Genomic DNA, 16733 nt, shown 5'->3' with positions numbered 1-16733 from the left:
GAATGAAGTCAGCACCCACGCTTTCCCGTGTCTTTCTTGAGCCAGCCGGCAACTACCTGCCTGAGCCTTTGCTCGCATTGCGCAAACAAACGGGTACGGCTCTGGTGGATATGCCATTGCCGACCCGTAAAACCGAGAACTGGAAGTATTCCGTCCGCCACCTAAAGCTGTCGGATGAGCTTGCCGTCGCCCTCCCCTCCCGTGGCAAGGAAGGCACCAGCCTGTCCACGGCTGGATACCGCGTGGTTTCTCGCAACGGCGTAATGGTTCCGGAAGCCAGCGACTTTCCCGATCTTAACGGCATTCGTATTCAGCGGTTCTGCGACCTTGACGACCATGCCGCCGCTGCGCTGGCAGAACGCCTGAACAACACGTTGGACAGCCAAACCGTGCAGATGGCCCAGCTAAACTCCGCCCGGTTTGAGGATGGCCTGTTTATCCAGCTGGACAAAGAAGCCGTTCTCGACCAGCCGCTGTTTATCATCCATGAAGTCACCGCTTCGTCGGTAGGTTCCGCCTATCCGCGGATTTACGTCGATGCGGCAAGGCACAGCCAGATGACGCTGGTAGAAGAGTACATTTCCAGCGGTAGTGAGCCGGTGATGGTCAACACGGTCACTGAATTTGTTCTGGCGGAAGGTGCCCGGATAACCAGCGTGAGGCTGACTCTGGAAGGCGAAAGCGTTCAGCACATCGGGGCAACGGGTGTTCGCCAAGCGACCGCCTCGCGTTTTGAAAGCCACTGCGTTGGCTTTGGCGGCCCACTGCGTCGGCACGATCTGCAGGTACGTCTTGAAGGTGAAGGCGCCGAGTGCAAACTGAACGGTGTCGTAGTCACGCAGGGCAAACAGCACTTCGACAACCACACGTCCATCGAGCATATAGCAGCTCATTGCGACAGCGAAGAAACCTATCGCAACATCGCTGCTGGCCAGTCTCATGCGATTTTCAATGGGCGCATCCATATTCATCAGGATGCCCAGAAATCCAACGCCAATATGAGCAACAAGAATCTATTGCTCTCAACCGGCGCAGAAATCGACACCAAGCCCGAGCTGGAAATTTACGCCGACGACGTAAAATGCGCCCACGGCGCCACCATTGGCCAGCTCAATAAAACCTCGTTGTTTTACCTGGTTTCCCGTGGTGTCGGTCGTCGCGAAGCCAAGACGCTGTTGACCATCGCATTTATCAACGAGCTGGTTGAACAGATTCCCGTTGAAGCGGTTCGAGAAGCCGTGCAGCTTCGGCTAAATGACTTTTTCAATCAAACATTTCTGGAGGCGTGAGCCGTTATTTACGGCCCTGCAGAAAATCCAGCGTCTTTTTGCCTGATGGAGGTGGAACCATGACAACCGAAGTATTCACACCAACCGTTGCCGTCACCATGACGCCAAACGCGAGGTAGACGCTCGACGGGTGCTGACAGTGTGTCAAGAGTTTTCCTCATTTCCACAGTGCCTGAGGAGGTAACGATGACTTGCAACAAACCCGATCATCTTAAAGACGAGAGCTGGGATCAACACTTGGGGTGGCTGGATCTTGTAAGCAACGAGTGTAAAACCAACCAGCTCAAGCGCCGGCGTGAAAACGCAGAACACGGGGGTATCGCTCGTGAATATTAATGCTGAAGTCACACCAGAAGCCCGTGATTTCCTGATGTCCTTGCTTGCAAAACAGGCAGTGCCAGGAATGACGGTGCGTGTTTATATAGAGAATGGTGGCACTCAGAAGGCCGAGACCTGCCTGGCCTTCTGCCCGCCCGGCGAAGAGTCAGCTAAGGATGTCAGGAAAGAGTTTGGTGACCTGATCCTCTATTTCGACGCGGCGAGCGTGCCTTATCTTCAAGACATGCAGATCGGCCTTGATGAAGAGGATGGTCTTCAGACCCCGACGATCAAGGCACCGAACTCGAAAAAACTGGCAAAGCAGCCCAAGACATTTGTTTTGTCAGAAGACTGTCCTGCGCTAAAGGTGCCCTCCGGTGAGTCTGTCACGCTAACGCAGGGAGCTTCTGTCTTGATAACCCAAGCGCTCGGCGGCAGCTTCACTGTTAACCACCAGGGCAATCTGTATCGACTGTCCCCAGAAGTTACCCGGAAACTGGGCTTTCAGTCAGACGCCATCGTGTTCGAACCCCCTGAGGATGGGCAAATCAGTGATCAGCAATGCTGGGATGCGATGCGACTGGTCTATGACCCGGAGATTCCGGTGAATGTTGTCGGTCTGGGTCTCATCTATAAACTGGATATTGACCAAGACAAGCATTTTGTATTTGTTGAAATGACCCTAACGTCAGCGGGTTGTGGAATGGGCGCCATTATTGCCGGCGACGTAAAAGACAAGTTATTGCAGGTTCCGAATGTTAAAGACGGCAAGGTGGATGTGGTGTTTGATCCGCCCTGGAGCTACGACAACCTGGAGGAGGAAGCGCGGCTGGAGCTGGGGCTGATCTGAGCCAGCATCGTAACCAGTACTGGCCAGGCAAGCGACCATCAGAAACAAGTGGAATTTCTGGCCTACTTAGATACCGCTCTGGAGCAACGACATGCTGACCGATGAAGCTAAACGGATGCGAACCGCCAGAAATGACCGTACCAGCCACGAACGAGCCGGATCTGTCGCGAATCTCATGAACACCGAATACTCGCCGGGTCGAGCCCAGGCCATCGCTTACGCCAATGTTGCCCTTGTCAAGTACTGGGGCAAACGTGATGCGGACTTGAACCTGCCAGACGTCGGGTCGGTCTCGATCGCGCTGGACGCGCTGTGGACCCGCACCCGGGTGGAACTGGATCCGGCGCTGGAGCGGGATAGCTTCGAGCTCGATGGTCAGATTGAGGCCCACGGTTCAGGGCGCGTGACGGCACTGCTGACGCGCATGCGCTCCATCGGGGGAAGTGAGACCCGGTCCCGGGTTTTCAGCCAAAACAACTTTCCTACCGGCGCTGGTCTGGCCTCGTCGGCGTCGGGTTTCGCCGCGCTGGTGACTGCGGCGGATCGCGCCTACGGGTTGGGTCTTTCTCTCTCCAGGCTTTCGGAGCTTGCGCGAATCGGGTCCGGCTCCGCCGCGCGCTCGATTTTTGGCGGATACGTTGAGATGCACCGCGGCGAACTCCCCGACGGCAGCGACAGCGTCGCCGAACCGTTGGCCACGGCCGCGGACTGGCCGTTGGCTGTCGTGATCGCGGTCAGTGAGCGCGGCCGCAAGTCGGTGGGATCCACCGAAGGCATGCAGCGGACCGCACAAACATCACCGTTCTATTCGGCCTGGGTGAACAATCAGCCCGACGACCTCGCGCTGGCGCGAACGGCTATCGCGGCCCGTGATTTCGATGCGCTGGCGCACGTTTCTGAAGCAAGCGCACTGGCCTTGCACGGCCTGGCCATGTCGGCCCGGCCGGGTCTTCTGTATTTCAACGCAACGACTATGGAATGCCTGCATCGCATACGTCATTTGCGCGGCCGGGGCGTTGCGGTGTTTTTTACCGTCGATGCCGGCCCCCAGGTCAAAGCGATATGTGCACCGGAAGCGGCGGATACGGTGGCCGCCGCGCTCGAGGATGTGCCCGGCGTGACTGAGATTCTGCGTGCTGGGCTGGGCGGCGGTGCGGTGAGCATGGACGACGGTCAGACGTGAATGTGAACTGCGTCCAGGCCTCTGCGCCGGGCAAACTGCTTTTGATTGGCGAATATGCGGTGCTCGACGGGGCACCGGCGCTGGTGATGGCGGTGGATCGGCGGGTGAAAGTCCGGTTGCAGCGGGCATCGAGCGGTACGGGCTGGTTAAGTGCCGTCCAGCTCGGATTTGAGCGGGCAGCCATGCGGGTCGAGGGCGATGCGCTGCGCTGCGATGGCGTAGATTCCTCCGTGCTGGGCCTGACCGGTCGGTTGATACCGGGCATCATGCGGGCGCTGGGCCGGTCACCCGGCGAGATCACGACAATGAACGTCGAGATCGATTCTAGGGCCCTTTTCGAATCCGACCGCAGACGATTGATAAAGCTGGGCCTAGGCTCCAGTTCGGCCGTCTGCGCGGCACTGGCGGTGGCGTTGACCGAGTGGTTCGCGGGGACGGCAGGTCCGTCGGATCCGCGAGAGCGTCTGCGTCGATGGTTGCCGGTTTATCGCGAATCATTGGGCGCCCGTGCCAGTGGCGCAGACCTGGCCGCGGCGTTTTGCGGTGGCATCAGCGAATTTCGATCCACCGGCGAATTCGCGATCTGCACGCCGGCGAACTGGCCGGAAGACCTGTATTGGCGAGCAATCTGGACCCGTCAGGCTGCCCAGACCACGGATTTTGTCGGTGCGTTCGTTACTTGGAAGCTGGCTGATCCTGTTAGTGCAGGCCGGATCCGGTCCCGCCTGGACGAGATTGCGCGCCACGCCGTGGCCAACGCGCACGACGGGGCTGTGCTGTTCGATGCTTGCGCCGCGTACGCCGTTGAGATGGTCGCGCTGGGCGATGCCATGGGAAAGGAGGTCATGACTGCCCCCCATCGCCGTCTGGCCGAGCATGGACACGAGTGCGGCGTGGTCTACAAGAGTTGTGGCGCCGGTGGTGGCGACCTTGGAATTGCCCTGGCGCGTGACCCGGAAAGACTCAAAGCATTCGAGCTCGGCGTCTCAGATTGCGGCGGGGTTCCCTTAAACTTGGCGATGTCAGAATTTGGCGCAGAGGCTGCGCGGCGCCAGGTGCCCGAATCGGGCAGAAAACCTTAATAAGGAACGAGCATGGCAAGAATTCCCGAGTTCTACAAACTTTCGGTTTCGCAGCGGGTTCACGAAGTTCGCAAGCAGGGCCTGCTTTCGAGCCAGGATTACCAGGCGCTGGCCAGCGGCGATCACACGCTCTCGATCCAGTCGGCCGACAAGATGATCGAAAACGTCATCGGCGTCATGGGGCTGCCGTTGGCACTGGGCCTGAATTTCCTTATCAACGACAAGGCATACGCCATTCCACTGGTCGTGGAGGAGCCTTCGATCGTTGCGGCGCTGAGCTCTGCGGCCAAGATCGCACGGGCCGGCGGCGGCTTCCGGGTTGAAAGCTCCGAGCCGATTTTGATTGGCCAGATCCAGGTCGTCGATGTACCGCATCCGCAGCGCGCCAAGGCGGCACTGTTGCAGCGCAAAAGCGAAATCCTGAACCTTGCCAACAGTCTGCACCCGAACATGGTGGCTCGCGGCGGCGGGGCCAAGGACCTCCAGGTGCTGATTCACCCATCATCGGGCCAGCGCGGTGACATGGTCGTCGCCCACCTGCTGGTGGATACGTGCGACGCGATGGGTGCGAACTTGGTCAACACAATGTGCGAAGGCGTTGCCTCACTGGTCGAGAATATCGCCGAAGGCAAGGTGTTCCTGCGGATTCTCTCAAATCTGACCGATCGAGCCCTGGTTAAGGCCCGGGTCTCGATTCCGCTGGACGCGCTGGCCGGCCGCGGCTTCGATGGTGAGCAGGTGCGCGACGGAATCATCCTGGCCAACGAATTTGCCTCGATCGACCCCTACCGTGCAGCGATTACACCGAAGCGCGGAAAAACAGCATTCTTATGAGAAATCCTTGGCGATTATTTTCAAGACGCTCGGACTCGAACGCGAGAGCATGCGTTTGGAAATCTTCCCCAACGTACCGCGAGCCATGGGGCTGGGCGGGTCGGCGGCGATCGCGGTGGCCACCATTCGCGCGCTAGACCGCTGTTTCGAACTCGGCCTTGACGACGAGCGCGTCAACGAGCTGGCGTTCGAGTGCGAAAAGATCGCGCATGGTACGCCATCGGGTATCGATAACACGCTCTCGACCTATGGCCAGACCATGCTCTTCCGTTCCGGTGAATCGCCGCTGCGCAAGGTGATCGAGATCGATCAGGCCGTGCAGCTGGTCGTCGGTATCAGCGGTATCGAGAGCCTGACCGCGGCGACAGTCGCGCGTGTTCGCAAGGCACGCGAAGCGCACCCCGAACTGTACGAGAATATCTTCAACCAGATCGATTCGCTGGTGATCGAGGGCGTGGATGCGCTGGTCAGGCACAAGCTCGAAACGCTGGGAGAGCTGATGAACATTTGCCATGGCCTGCTCAACGCGATGCAGGTGTCGAGCTGGGAACTGGAGGAAATGATCCAGATTGCCCGCCGCCACGGCGCTCTCGGGGCAAAGCTCACCGGTGGCGGTGGCGGTGGTTCCATCATTGCCCTGTGTCCACCGGAACCCGGCGCTGCCGATCGCATTGAATCGGGTATCCGTGAAGCCGGCTATCAGGCGATTCAGGTTACAATAGGCGGTAAGCCGAAAAATGGGTGAAGATATGCGCGAAAAAGTATCGTTCGATGACGAGCCCCTGATACTCGTTGATGAAGATGACAACGAAGTTGGCTATCGCTCAAAGAGCGACTGCCACGAAGGCCATGGAACCCTGCACCGGGCGTTCTCGATTTTCCTGTTCGACAAACAGGGCCGGGTGCTTCTGCAGCAGCGTGCGGCGGGCAAACCGCTCTGGCCGCTGTACTGGTCCAACAGCTGCTGTTCGCATCCCCGACGCGGTGAAACGATGGACCAGGCGCTTCACCGCCGTCTACGGGAAGAACTGGGGCTGGAAGCGTCGCTGACATTCGTTTATAAGTTTATCTACCAAGCCGATTTCGGTGATCGCGGTGCGGAGCACGAATTGTGCCACGTATACATCGGCTCATCGGGCGGCGAAGCCCGGGTGCACCCGGCTGAAATCACCGACTGGCGCTGGGTGCCCATGGAAGAAGTGACTCGCGAGCTCGAAGACGCGCCATCCGAATACACGCCCTGGTTCAAGATGGAATGGAAGGAACTGATGGACCAGGGGCGCAACCATATCGACACTAGATAGTGAACGAACTGCCGCAACCACAGGTTGAGCTAGCGTTCGGGTTCTGCACGACAAACTGGGCTCCTTGTAGCCCCTCCTGATAATCGACCATTGCGCCCACAAGATACTGATAGCTCATCGGGTCGACCAGCAGACTCATGCCGTCTTTTTGAATCACCGCGTCTTCATCATCTTGTACCTTATCGAACGAGAAGCCGTACTGAAATCCAGAGCAGCCGCCCCCGGTTACAAACACCCGAAGCTTCAGGTTCTCGTTGCCTTCTACTTCGGCTAATTCACGTACTTTGGACACCGCACTTTCACTGAGAAACAGCGGGGTTATCGTGTGTTCCTGAACTATGCTCAAAATTGCCTCCGGGTACTTTGATATTTGACGGTTTTTACATCACGTGTTTGGCTGTGCTAAACGTTGCAAATGTTTTTGAGCGATGGGATCGCCCTGCTCTGCTGCAAGACGATAGCAATGGGCCGCCAGGGTCATGTCTTGGGCGATACCCGAGCCATTTTCGTAAAGCTCGCCCAGACTGCGATGTGCCAAGGCAAAATTTTGTTGTGCAGCGAGCTGCATCCAATAAAAAGCGATGGTCTCATCTTTAGGCACTCCACGGCCGCGCAAGTATCGCATCGCCAATAAACGTTGCGCACGGGCGGAGCCCTGTCCAGCATCGGTTTGTAAGGCCACCACCGATTCTTCCCATGTCAAAAACGCCTTTTTTTCGTTAAGTTGATCAGCCATACCTGTGGCTCCTATCGATCTTTTCGTCACGCCTCATAACGTCTACACTCAGGTGGTTTTCGATCAACTTTTCCGTTACTTTTTGGGTCATGACGAGCAGCTGTAGTACGACGACCCGCCAACGTCGAAGCACTCCAACGGCTTCAGCCGATAGTATTTCTCCTCTACGTCTTTCGATTGCTCGGCGTATGGCTGCGTCATGACTTCCTGCAGTTCTCGCACTAGAGAGTAGTTACCGGCAGCTGCTTGCTGATACGCAGGCACAACGAACCACTCCCGCAAACTGTATTTCGGGTTGACGAGTTTCATCTGGCTAGCAAGATCTTCACGAGAGCGGGGCGAAGTCGCATTTTCGCCGGTCGCGCTGCCGATGCCGGCAAGCGATTTCCATTTTGTGAGCCACTCCGACCAGCGCTGGTCCATGCCTGCGGGGTCTGATTTATACGCTGAGCTTTTGTAGAAGCTTTTTTTGAGCGGGCTAATGTCGTCTGGCACCGTTGAGAGCTGGCGAAAGAACAGGGTGTAATCAACAGGCGTTTGCACCATAAGCGTGGCGAGCTCACTGAACAAGGCCGCGTGAAAAGTGGCAAGTCCGAGTTTGGCAGCCCACATCTTTTCCATCTGCGCGTGCATTACCTTTGAAAAATCACGTTGAATCTCGTCGAGCTGAAGCAGGCAGTCCTGTTTCGCCGTTAGCAGCGGGCGCAACGCCGAACAAAACGTGTGAAAATTGCGCTCTGCCGCCATTGGTTGGTTCAGAAACGAGAAGTGATGTCCGCCACCCGTCCATGGCTGGAACTGCGGATCAAACACATCACAGAATCCGAAGGGACCGTAGTCGAGTGTGAAACCGCCGGCGGCGCAGTTGTCACTGTTGAAATTACCCTGGCAGTAGCCAACGCGAATCCAGTTCGCCACAAGGGATGTGAGTCGGCTGCGGAACTCCCGCGCAAGCAATACCGCTTTCTCGGCTGTTGCGAGGTTCTGGTCGATGACGTCACTGTACTCACGATCGATCAGGTGCAACACAATCTTTTCGAGCTCCTCCATCGCTTGCGGGTGTTCCTTCTTGCGGGCACGGCGGGCGAAGAGCTCCAGTTGACCAACCCGAATGAACGACGGTGCAACACGCGTCGAGATGGCGACGGCGTCGGATACCAGCGCGTCCGGATCTCTTGAATGTGAGCCCTCCGAATACCAAGGCCGCCTGACCTTCTCTGTTTTCGACACGTACAAACTCAGCGAACGCGATGTTGGCACCCCAAGCGCGTGCATGTGCTCCTGCGCCAGAAACTCCCGAACACTGGACCGCAGAACGGCCCGGCCGTCCGCGCCGCGGCAGTATGGCGTGCGGCCGCCACCCTTAAGCTGCATTTCCCAACGCTGACCGTTGATGACGGCTTCAAGCACGGACATGGCGCGCCCGTCGCCGTACCCGTTGCCGGTTTGGAACGGGCATTGGTGGGTGTATTCAGTGCCATAGATGGACAGTGCATAGCCACACGCCCAACCGACCTTGCGCATCGGCTCAGGGACGTTCTCAAGGTCGCCGGAAAACATGCGAACGAAGTCGGCCGACTGCGCCATGCTGTCGGCGAAGCCCAGTTCGCGAAACAGGTTTTGGCTGTGGGCGACGTACTCGGGGTTTTCGATGGGCGTAGGATTAACAGGAACATAGTGGCCCGAGAAGACTTGCCGCGGGGCGTGGTCAACTCCGTTCGCTTTGGCGTCAGGGTCGCAGTTGAGGGAATCCATGAGCGAATAGTTTGCCAAGGTTGCGAGATCGTCGAGGGTTGCAACCATAGGGGCGGTTTCCTGGGGTGGACACTTTATCATAAGGGCTCCTGATGGCGCGGGTAGAAAGGCTGCTTTCCCGCTGCGTGGTCGGTCACATCAATAATCTCATCGATTTCTGGGGCGACTCTTTTGAGCATGACTTCGAATCCCTGCCTCAGCGTCACCTGAGAGGAAGCGCATCCCTGGCAGCCGCCACTCATGGTGATGGAAAGCTTCCCTTGCCGGACCTCCACAATAGAAATTTTTCCGCCGTGGTTAGCGATCGAACGATTGACCTCTTTGTCCAGAAGCTCCTGAACAGCCGCCGTAAGCTCTGCATCGGACCTTCCTTGCACGCCGTTATGAACAGACATTTCCAGGACCGCCGGCACGCCCGTACGCAGCTGCGTACGGATGGCCATTCCGATAGCTGCTTTGAGCCCTGACCACGAGGCGGCTGGCTCTTTGCACACGGTCACTACGTTATCGGCAATGAGCAGATTGGCCACGCCAAGGAGTGCGAACAGTTGCTCGCCGAGCGGTGAACCAACGGCTCGTTCTTTGTTGCCAAAAAAGAACGAGCCGCCGGGGTGCAAGCTACGGCTCACGATGAACTTACACGTGTCGGGGTCAGCGAGCGAAGACTCGGCGCGAATACTGACCGGCTGATCCGCAAGCAGGACATCAGACATTTTCAACATCGCTCGCTGCAGCGCTGGCACCCAAGGCACGCAGGTTGTTAAACGTATATATTCCGCTGTTATGGCCGTCGTTCCAATCGAATTTGATGGCGTAGTTACCTATGCTCACGATCTGTCGCGGCGCCACATCATGGCGTATTGTCTTTGGATCGAGTAACTTGCGTCCGCTCATTTCCTCGACGCAAAGAGCGCAATGACATGCCAGGCGCAGGTCGCGGACGTCAAAATCATCGCGATGACCATCCTCCCAGAGAACGGATAAAGTGCGCGGATCGCGACGCAGTAAACCGATCGGGGTGTTTTGTGATCCAGCAGGCCGCGCCGCATCTTCCGCCCAGTCCGGGGCTCCCTCGTTACTGTCCCACTTCCAGACAAACGGTTTCAGCACCGTGACCGACGCGTTGAGCTGCTCTACAAGCGCCGTCGCAATGGAGGCATACACCTTGGCGCTGACCGACGCTGGCTGTTCCGCCACTATCGGGCGACCTTCATCACCGCTGGTAACAACATCGGCATCGAGAGGTAAGGCACCCAGAAACGGGACGCCAAGCTCCTCGCTCATCTGCTCGCCACCGCCGTGACGGAAGATATCCGTGTTCTCGCCGCAGTGAGGACAGGTAAAGGTGCGCATGTTCTCGACTAGCCCAAGAATCTTGACCTGCACCTTCTCGAACATTCGCAAGCCTCGGCGGGCGATCTTGAGGCTAACGGCCTGAGGTGTCGTTACGATCACCACACCCGACAGCGGCATACTCTGTGCCAGCGTCAACTGGACGTCGCCTGTGCCGGGTGGAAGGTCAAGAATCAGGTAGTCCAGCGATCCCCATTGCACGCCGTCAACGAACATCTTCAGGTATTTTCCTACCATCGGCCCGCGTAAAACAGCTGGCTGGTCATCTTCGGTGAGCATGGCCATCGACACTACCTTCAGACCGTGCTGTTGCGCCGGGATCATCTTGCCACTCTGGGTCGTCGCTGGCTTCTCACCGGTTGCGATGCCGAGCATACCGGGGATACTGGGGCCAAGAATGTCGGCGTCTACGATTCCGACACGCGCCCCAAGCTGCTGCAGTGCCAGCGCTAAATTCACACTTACCGTGGATTTTCCGACGCCGCCCTTGCCGCTTCCGACGGCAATGATATGGCGTATCCCCGGCAGCTTATCCGAGTTATCGGCCGAGCCGGATGACGCGTCAGGCGCGTGAGATTGATTACGGTCAGTGGTCTGCATGGTTAAGTTCCTTGTGTTTTCAATTAACGGGGGAGAACGTGGCTTTGATCTCTGCCGCCAAAATAACAACCAATCCCAATTCATACGCTTATTGCCTACCATCATTTTTGCGAAAGTCGATAAACCTGAAGCTCAATAGGTCGGCATCGTGCCGTCGACTTGCAGAGCCCAGGCATGAACGCCACCTGTAAGGTTGCTAACGTGGCTAATACCATGCTTTTTTAAAAACAACCCGACTTGCATACTACGCACGCCGTGGTGGCAGATGCAGACAATCGAATGCTCCGCGTCCAGTTCGGAGAACTTGTCAAGGATGGTATTCATAGGCATCGTCAACGCACCGCTAATATGACAGATCTGAAATTCCCACGGCTCACGTACGTCGAGTAATACGGGGTTCGGGCGCGCCGCATTCTCGATCCATGCGGCCAGTTCTGGTGCAGTCAAGCTTTGCATCGTTGGGATCCCGCCCCTCACCGGTTTCAATGTCATCAAGCCAGCGCTGATTGGAGCAATTTCTGCAGTTCACCTTGCTCATACATTTCACGCACAATATCGGCACCACCGACAAACTCGCCCTTGATGTAGAGCTGAGGAATGGTCGGCCAGTTGCTGTATACCTTGATACCATCGCGGATTTCCGGATCGGCTAGCACATCGACAGCAGCAAAATCCTGCACGCCGCAGGCATTTAATACCTGCACAGTCGTAGCAGAAAAACCACACAGCGGAGACTGGGGCTTGCCTTTCATATAGAGCACAACGGTATCAGCTGTGACCTGACTGAGAATTTTTTCCTGTACGTTCATTTCTGATTTCTCCGAAGCTATTTGGTGCCTGGTTGCGCCCAGGTTTGGGGCGTAAAAGTGCGCATTGCCAGCGCATGAATCTCCGAGCCCATCCGATCTCCGAGTGCCAGATAAACCAGTTGATGCTGCTGTATCTTATTTTTGCCGGCAAATTGCTGGCTCACGATGACTGCTTCGAAGTGCTGACCGTCATCGCCCTGCACTTCCACATGATCGCAGGTCAGGCCATTCATGATGTAGTCTCTTAGATTATTCGCTGTCAGCATTTTGTCCTCCCAAGGGTTACCAAGGCCTAATGACCTTCACCAATACGGCAGGATTATAGTATCGTTCCGAAACTATAATATTGTCAAGATAGTTTAAAAACGCGACTTTCAAAACCTAATGAAAGGGGGTTGAATTTGGACAGTCGTGCGATCGCAGATTTGGTCTATCACTTGGGCCCGGGATACGGCTTCACAGACAATAAGAAACATCGAAACCCTAGGATCTGTTGAAAATTGCTCGTAAGCCTTTGAAAGATAAGAGCAAGTTCGTATAATGAAGTTCCGAAACAACAATCATACGAGCCCGCAATGCCCAGATACATGCTCACAGAGAAGCTGTGGTCCAGGCTAAGAGAAATATTGCTTCAATTCAGTCTGTATAACAAGGCAGGTTTGCGCAAAACAGTCGAAGGCATTCTGTTCAGAATGCGGACCGGTGTGCCCTGGAGAGATCTGCCAGACCCTTTCGGCAAATGGAATTCTGTCTACAAAGCGTTCAATTACTGGTCGAAAAAAGGCATCTGGAAAAAGCTCTTTGACGTGCTGAAAACAGACTCCGATCTGGAATGGGTCTTCATTGATGGCAGTTATGTGAAAGCACACCAGCACAGTGCCGGAGCCGCTGGTGGCTACGACAGCCAGATAATACGTGACAAGGCAGAAGCCCTCGAAATGAGCGTTATTATCCCCAGAAGGAAAAACTCGATAAGGGAAACAGGGGGCTCGACTGGCATTTGTATAAGCTCAGACACCTGGTCGAGAATGCGTTTGCCAGACTCAAGCATTATCGGGCCGTCGCCACCCGATGTGACAAACTGACTCGTCATTATGAGAGATTCGTGTCATTAGCTTGCGCATTTCTCTGGCTGCCGATGTGAATTGTCAACAGCCTCTAGAAAGACTCCCGCCGGCGAGAAAGTCACCGTTCTGTGGGCATCCGCCAATCGTGACGAAGGAGTATTCGGCGATCCGGATGGTTTTTATCCCGAGAAGAACCGTGGCCAGAATTTGCTTTATGGTGCAGGTATTCATATTTGCCCTGGTGCACCTCTGGCCAGGATGGAACTCAGGATTTTGATTGAGGAATTTCTTCGCGGTATCGATACCCTGGAATTCGCGCCCAATGAACTACCTGAACGTGCCGTTTTCCCAACCGGCGGTTTCAATTATTTACCGATGATTATTGGAAAAAAATAAGGATTGTAAAGCGCCTGGATGCGCTCTGCGCTGAGCTAAAAGACTGTGTTTATGACGAAAATAACCACCATCAAGACGATTCATGGCGCCGGCCTGAAATCCAGACCTACACAGCCTTAAATTAAAGTTTGTATAGCTTGTTTCAAGGCCTCCAGATAAGATAGTAATTAATTACTTTCTTTCTTATCTGGAGGCCACAATGAATGAGCGCCCAAAAAAACTTTCGGCCGACGCACGCCGGCTCGCGACCGTCGAGTCTGTAATTCAGCTCGCCGCGTTACAGAATCCTGTCGAGATAACAACCGCTGCTATCGCCAAGCACATGAATCTAACCCAAGGCGCGCTGTTTCGACATTTCCCGAACAAGGAAGCCATCTGGCAGTCGGTGATGGAATGGGTGGCAGAGCGTCTGCTGAATCGAATCGACCGCTCTGTACACGGAATCGATTCGCCTTTGGCCGCAATGGAGGCGATTTTCATGACTCATGTCGAATTCGTGGCCGAACATCCTGGCGTGCCCAGGATGCTGTTTGGCGAGCTTCAAAGAGCAGAGTCAACTCCTGCCAAGCGTATGGTGCAAACCTTGATCCAACGCTATGGCGAACGCTTGAATCATCTTATTGAGAAGGGTAAATCGAATGGTGAATTGAGTTCCTCTTTAGACAGCGAAGCGGCGAGCACGCTTTTTATAGGCACGATTCAGGGCCTGGTTATGCAATCGCTGCTGACTGGCGATGTGCAACGCATACGCCACGATGCGCCACGAGTGTTTGCAATTTATCGGCGCGGTATCGGGACTGATTTATGAAACACCTACCTATTCAGGGCCGTACCTTGGCCCTGCTAGCCGTTATCGTTCCATTGCTTGCACTCTTCGTTTACGTCGGATTGCGCTCTGGTCCACTGGCACCGGTTGCTGTAACGGTGATGACCGTGGAATCGCGTGCGATTACGCCGGCGCTGTTCGGTATAGGCACAGTTGAGGCGCGCTACACCTACAAAATCGGGCCAACGTTCGCCGGGCGCGTCAAAAACCTTGAGGTGCATGTAGGCGACCAAGTAACGGCTGGTCAAGTGCTCGGCGAGATGGACCCGGTCGATCTGGATGACCGGCTGCGCTCGCAACAAGCGGCCTTTAGAGGAGCCAAAGCCGCGTTGCGCGAGGCCCAGGCCCGGCAAACCTATGCGCAGACCCAGGTGGGTCGATATAAACGATTGTTCGCTGCGGGATCAACCAGCGATGAAACTCTTAACACCAAACAACAGGAACTGGCGATAGCCGCCGCCAGCCTTTCCGCTGCTTACGAAAACCTCGCTCGTATTCGGTCAGATCAAGAGGCTCTGGTGACGCAGCAAAAAAATCTACAGCTGATCGCACCGCACGATGGTGTGGTCGCCTCTCGGGACACCGAGCCAGGCACCACGGTAGTTGCCGGCCAGGCTGTACTGGAACTCATCGATCCCGAAAGTGTTTGGGTCAATGTGCGCTTCGATCAGATTAGCGCAGCGGGGCTGGCCAAAGATCTACCCGCACGCATTGTTTTGCGTTCACGTAGCGGCCAAACGCTGAGCGGCGGTGTGTTGCGCGTTGAATTAAAAGCCGATGCGGTAACCGAGGAAATGCTCGCGAAAGTGGTCTTTGATGAACTCCCCCAGCCTTTGCCGCCGTTAGGCGAGTTAGCCGAAGTCACGGTTGATCTCCCTGCCCTTCCCGTCGCGCCGACCATTTCCAACGCTGCGATTCGACGCGACGGCAATAGCGTCGGCGTTTGGCAAATCGTGGATGATGAGTTGCGTTTAACTCCGGTCACCTTGGGTGTTACAGACCTGGATGGCTCTGTTCAAGTCCGGAAGGGAATTAAAGAAGGAGACCAAATTGTGCTCTACAGCGAACAAGCGCTGACCTCGCGCAGTCGCATCGAGGTGGTTGACCGCATTCCAGGGGTGTCCAAATGATTAGCTTGGCCGGTCGCGACATTCTTCAGGCGTGGGGAAAGTTCGTTTTTACCGGGGTGGGCCTTGGTCTGCTGATCGGTGTGACACTGTCTATGGCCGGAATCTACCGTGGCATGATCGACGACGCCAAAGTGTTGCTGGATAACAGCAGTGCAGATCTTTGGGTGGTGCAAAAGGATACCCTGGGCCCTTATGCAGAACCGTCGAGTATCTATCAGGATACCTGGCGCGGTATCCGTGGTATGCCCGGTGTGGCACGAACAGCCAATGTTACTTACCTGACCATGCAGGTACGCCAAGGTGAGCGCGATGTGCGGGCAATGATCGCCGGCATAACGGCTGGCGAGCCCGGTACCCCAGGCTGGCCGCCGTATCTTGTTGCGGGTCGTCAGATCACTCGTAGCCATTACGAAGCCGTCGCCGATATCGCAAGCGGTTTTGAGCTTGGTGATCGCCTGCAGATACGCCGTAACCACTACACCGTTGTCGGCCTCACCCGTCGCATGGTCTCGTCTGGCGGCGACCCCATGATTTTTATTCCGCTAAAGGATGCGCAAGAAGCACAGTTTCTGAAAGACAACGACGCCATTCTGCAAAGCCGGCGTCGAACTGAGGCCAACCCTGCATTTAACAAGCCTGGTAGTCCGGATTTACTTGGCGCCGTTATCGATTTGCAAACCACCAACACCTATGTAAACGCGGTTCTAGTCCAGATCGAAGACGGCTATAGCCATGACGATGTGGCCGAATCGATCCGCCGCTGGAAGCGGCTAACGGTTTACACCCGCGCGCAGATGGAAGAGATCCTTGTAGGCAAATTGATCGCCACCTCCGCAAAACAGATCGGTATGTTTCTGGTGATTCTATCGATGGTCAGTGCGGCTATCGTGGCTTTTATTATCTACACACTGACACTCGGAAAAATCCGCGAGATCGCCGTACTCAAACTGATCGGCACCCGCAACCGCACCATCGCCGGAATGATTCTGCAGCAGGCGATTGCGCTCGGGGTTATCGGGTTCGTGGTGGGAAAAATTGTCGCCACCTTGTTTATGGCGCCGATATTTCCCAAGTATGTCTTGCTTGAACCCCTTGATTCGATATTCGGGTTTATTGCGGTTGTGTTGATCTGCGTATTGTCGAGCGTTATCGCCATCTATGCAGCACTGAAGGTTGATCCGGCCGAAGCGATTGGGTGACA

General features: G+C 55.9%; 20 protein-coding genes and 1 pseudogene. 13 read left to right on the top strand and 8 right to left on the bottom strand.

Annotated features, from left to right (window positions below; genetic code table 11):
• The first annotated feature begins 2 nt into the window (after positions 1-2).
• The 8 genes from sufD (at position 3) to idi (ending at position 6860) form a co-directional block, all read left to right on the top strand.
• Positions 3-1289, top strand: a complete 1287-nt coding sequence (gene sufD, locus ATG98_RS17915; RefSeq protein WP_098424020.1) for a Fe-S cluster assembly protein SufD — start codon at positions 3-5, stop codon at positions 1287-1289.
• 186 nt (positions 1290-1475) lie between these two features.
• Positions 1476-1625 carry a hypothetical protein gene (locus ATG98_RS21915; RefSeq protein WP_179888203.1) on the top strand — a complete coding sequence of 50 codons (150 nt, stop codon included), beginning with the start codon at positions 1476-1478 and terminating at the stop codon, positions 1623-1625.
• Positions 1615-2457, top strand: coding sequence for an iron-sulfur cluster assembly protein (locus ATG98_RS17910; RefSeq protein WP_098424019.1), 843 nt, complete (start codon positions 1615-1617; stop codon positions 2455-2457). Before ATG98_RS21915 ends, ATG98_RS17910 begins: the two co-directional genes overlap by 11 nt.
• A 91-nt stretch (positions 2458-2548) precedes the next feature.
• A complete protein-coding gene (mvaD, locus tag ATG98_RS17905; RefSeq protein ID WP_228706195.1) occupies positions 2549-3640 on the top strand; it encodes a diphosphomevalonate decarboxylase in 1092 nt (363 codons plus the stop codon).
• A complete protein-coding gene (locus ATG98_RS17900) occupies positions 3637-4722 on the top strand; it encodes a mevalonate kinase (protein ID WP_098424018.1) in 1086 nt (361 codons plus the stop codon). The genes mvaD and ATG98_RS17900 overlap by 4 nt, the downstream gene beginning before the upstream one ends.
• 12 nt (positions 4723-4734) lie before the next feature.
• Positions 4735-5556 (top strand): hypothetical protein, encoded by an 822-nt coding sequence (locus ATG98_RS22545; RefSeq protein ID WP_228706194.1) that lies wholly within the window; start codon positions 4735-4737, stop codon positions 5554-5556.
• 7 nt (positions 5557-5563) lie between these two features.
• Positions 5564-6301: a mevalonate kinase gene (mvk, locus tag ATG98_RS22540; protein ID WP_267283850.1), complete on the top strand. Its 738-nt coding sequence runs from the start codon at positions 5564-5566 to the stop codon at positions 6299-6301.
• A gap of 4 nt (positions 6302-6305) precedes the next feature.
• On the top strand, positions 6306-6860 hold the full coding sequence (gene idi / locus ATG98_RS17890) for an isopentenyl-diphosphate Delta-isomerase (protein ID WP_228706192.1): 555 nt from the start codon (positions 6306-6308) through the stop codon (positions 6858-6860).
• Here the strand turns inward: idi and erpA are convergent.
• From erpA to ATG98_RS17850, 8 genes are all read right to left on the bottom strand, one after another.
• Positions 6853-7206 (bottom strand): iron-sulfur cluster insertion protein ErpA, encoded by a 354-nt coding sequence (erpA, locus tag ATG98_RS17885; RefSeq protein WP_098424016.1) that lies wholly within the window; start codon positions 7204-7206, stop codon positions 6853-6855. The genes idi and erpA overlap by 8 nt on opposite strands.
• Positions 7207-7245: 39 nt before the next feature.
• Positions 7246-7596, bottom strand: coding sequence for a tetratricopeptide repeat protein (locus tag ATG98_RS17880; RefSeq protein WP_098424015.1), 351 nt, complete (start codon positions 7594-7596; stop codon positions 7246-7248).
• Positions 7597-7683: 87 nt separating this feature from the next.
• Positions 7684-9432 carry a protein adenylyltransferase SelO gene (locus ATG98_RS17875; RefSeq protein ID WP_098424014.1) on the bottom strand — a complete coding sequence of 583 codons (1749 nt, stop codon included), beginning with the start codon at positions 9430-9432 and terminating at the stop codon, positions 7684-7686.
• A complete protein-coding gene (locus ATG98_RS17870) occupies positions 9429-10073 on the bottom strand; it encodes a NifU family protein (protein WP_228706191.1) in 645 nt (214 codons plus the stop codon). Before ATG98_RS17870 ends, ATG98_RS17875 begins: the two co-directional genes overlap by 4 nt.
• Positions 10057-11304 (bottom strand): P-loop NTPase, encoded by a 1248-nt coding sequence (locus ATG98_RS22885; RefSeq protein WP_098418375.1) that lies wholly within the window; start codon positions 11302-11304, stop codon positions 10057-10059. The genes ATG98_RS17870 and ATG98_RS22885 overlap by 17 nt, the downstream gene beginning before the upstream one ends.
• Before the next feature lie 132 nt (positions 11305-11436).
• A complete protein-coding gene (locus ATG98_RS17860; protein ID WP_098421642.1) occupies positions 11437-11760 on the bottom strand; it encodes a rhodanese-like domain-containing protein in 324 nt (107 codons plus the stop codon).
• 35 nt (positions 11761-11795) lie between these two features.
• Positions 11796-12113 carry a Grx4 family monothiol glutaredoxin gene (gene grxD / locus ATG98_RS17855; protein WP_098418374.1) on the bottom strand — a complete coding sequence of 106 codons (318 nt, stop codon included), beginning with the start codon at positions 12111-12113 and terminating at the stop codon, positions 11796-11798.
• Between the two features lie 17 nt (positions 12114-12130).
• A complete protein-coding gene (locus tag ATG98_RS17850) occupies positions 12131-12379 on the bottom strand; it encodes a BolA family protein (protein WP_098418373.1) in 249 nt (82 codons plus the stop codon).
• Positions 12380-12688: 309 nt separating this feature from the next.
• Between ATG98_RS17850 and ATG98_RS17845 the strand changes: the two are divergent.
• The 5 genes and pseudogenes from ATG98_RS17845 to ATG98_RS17825 all read left to right on the top strand — a co-directional run bounded on the left by ATG98_RS17845 (position 12689) and on the right by ATG98_RS17825 (position 16731).
• Positions 12689-13257 (top strand): annotated as a pseudogene (locus tag ATG98_RS17845) (transposase).
• Between the two features lies 1 nt (position 13258).
• Positions 13259-13576 carry a cytochrome P450 gene (locus ATG98_RS17840; RefSeq protein WP_143751502.1) on the top strand — a complete coding sequence of 106 codons (318 nt, stop codon included), beginning with the start codon at positions 13259-13261 and terminating at the stop codon, positions 13574-13576.
• Positions 13577-13775: 199 nt separating this feature from the next.
• Entirely contained in the window at positions 13776-14384 is a 609-nt protein-coding gene (locus ATG98_RS17835; protein WP_098418372.1) for a TetR/AcrR family transcriptional regulator, read from the top strand.
• Positions 14381-15532, top strand: a complete 1152-nt coding sequence (locus ATG98_RS17830) for an efflux RND transporter periplasmic adaptor subunit (RefSeq protein ID WP_098424013.1) — start codon at positions 14381-14383, stop codon at positions 15530-15532. Before ATG98_RS17835 ends, ATG98_RS17830 begins: the two co-directional genes overlap by 4 nt.
• Positions 15529-16731, top strand: a complete 1203-nt coding sequence (locus ATG98_RS17825) for an ABC transporter permease (protein WP_098418370.1) — start codon at positions 15529-15531, stop codon at positions 16729-16731. Before ATG98_RS17830 ends, ATG98_RS17825 begins: the two co-directional genes overlap by 4 nt.
• Positions 16732-16733: the final 2 nt, after the last annotated feature.

Origin of the sequence: Marinobacter sp. LV10R520-4, from assembly GCF_002563815.1 — a bacterium.
Taxonomy (GTDB): Bacteria; Pseudomonadota; Gammaproteobacteria; order Pseudomonadales; family Oleiphilaceae; genus Marinobacter.
Note: the sequence above shows the minus strand (reverse complement) of the source record. Positions and strands in the feature narration are given on the sequence as shown.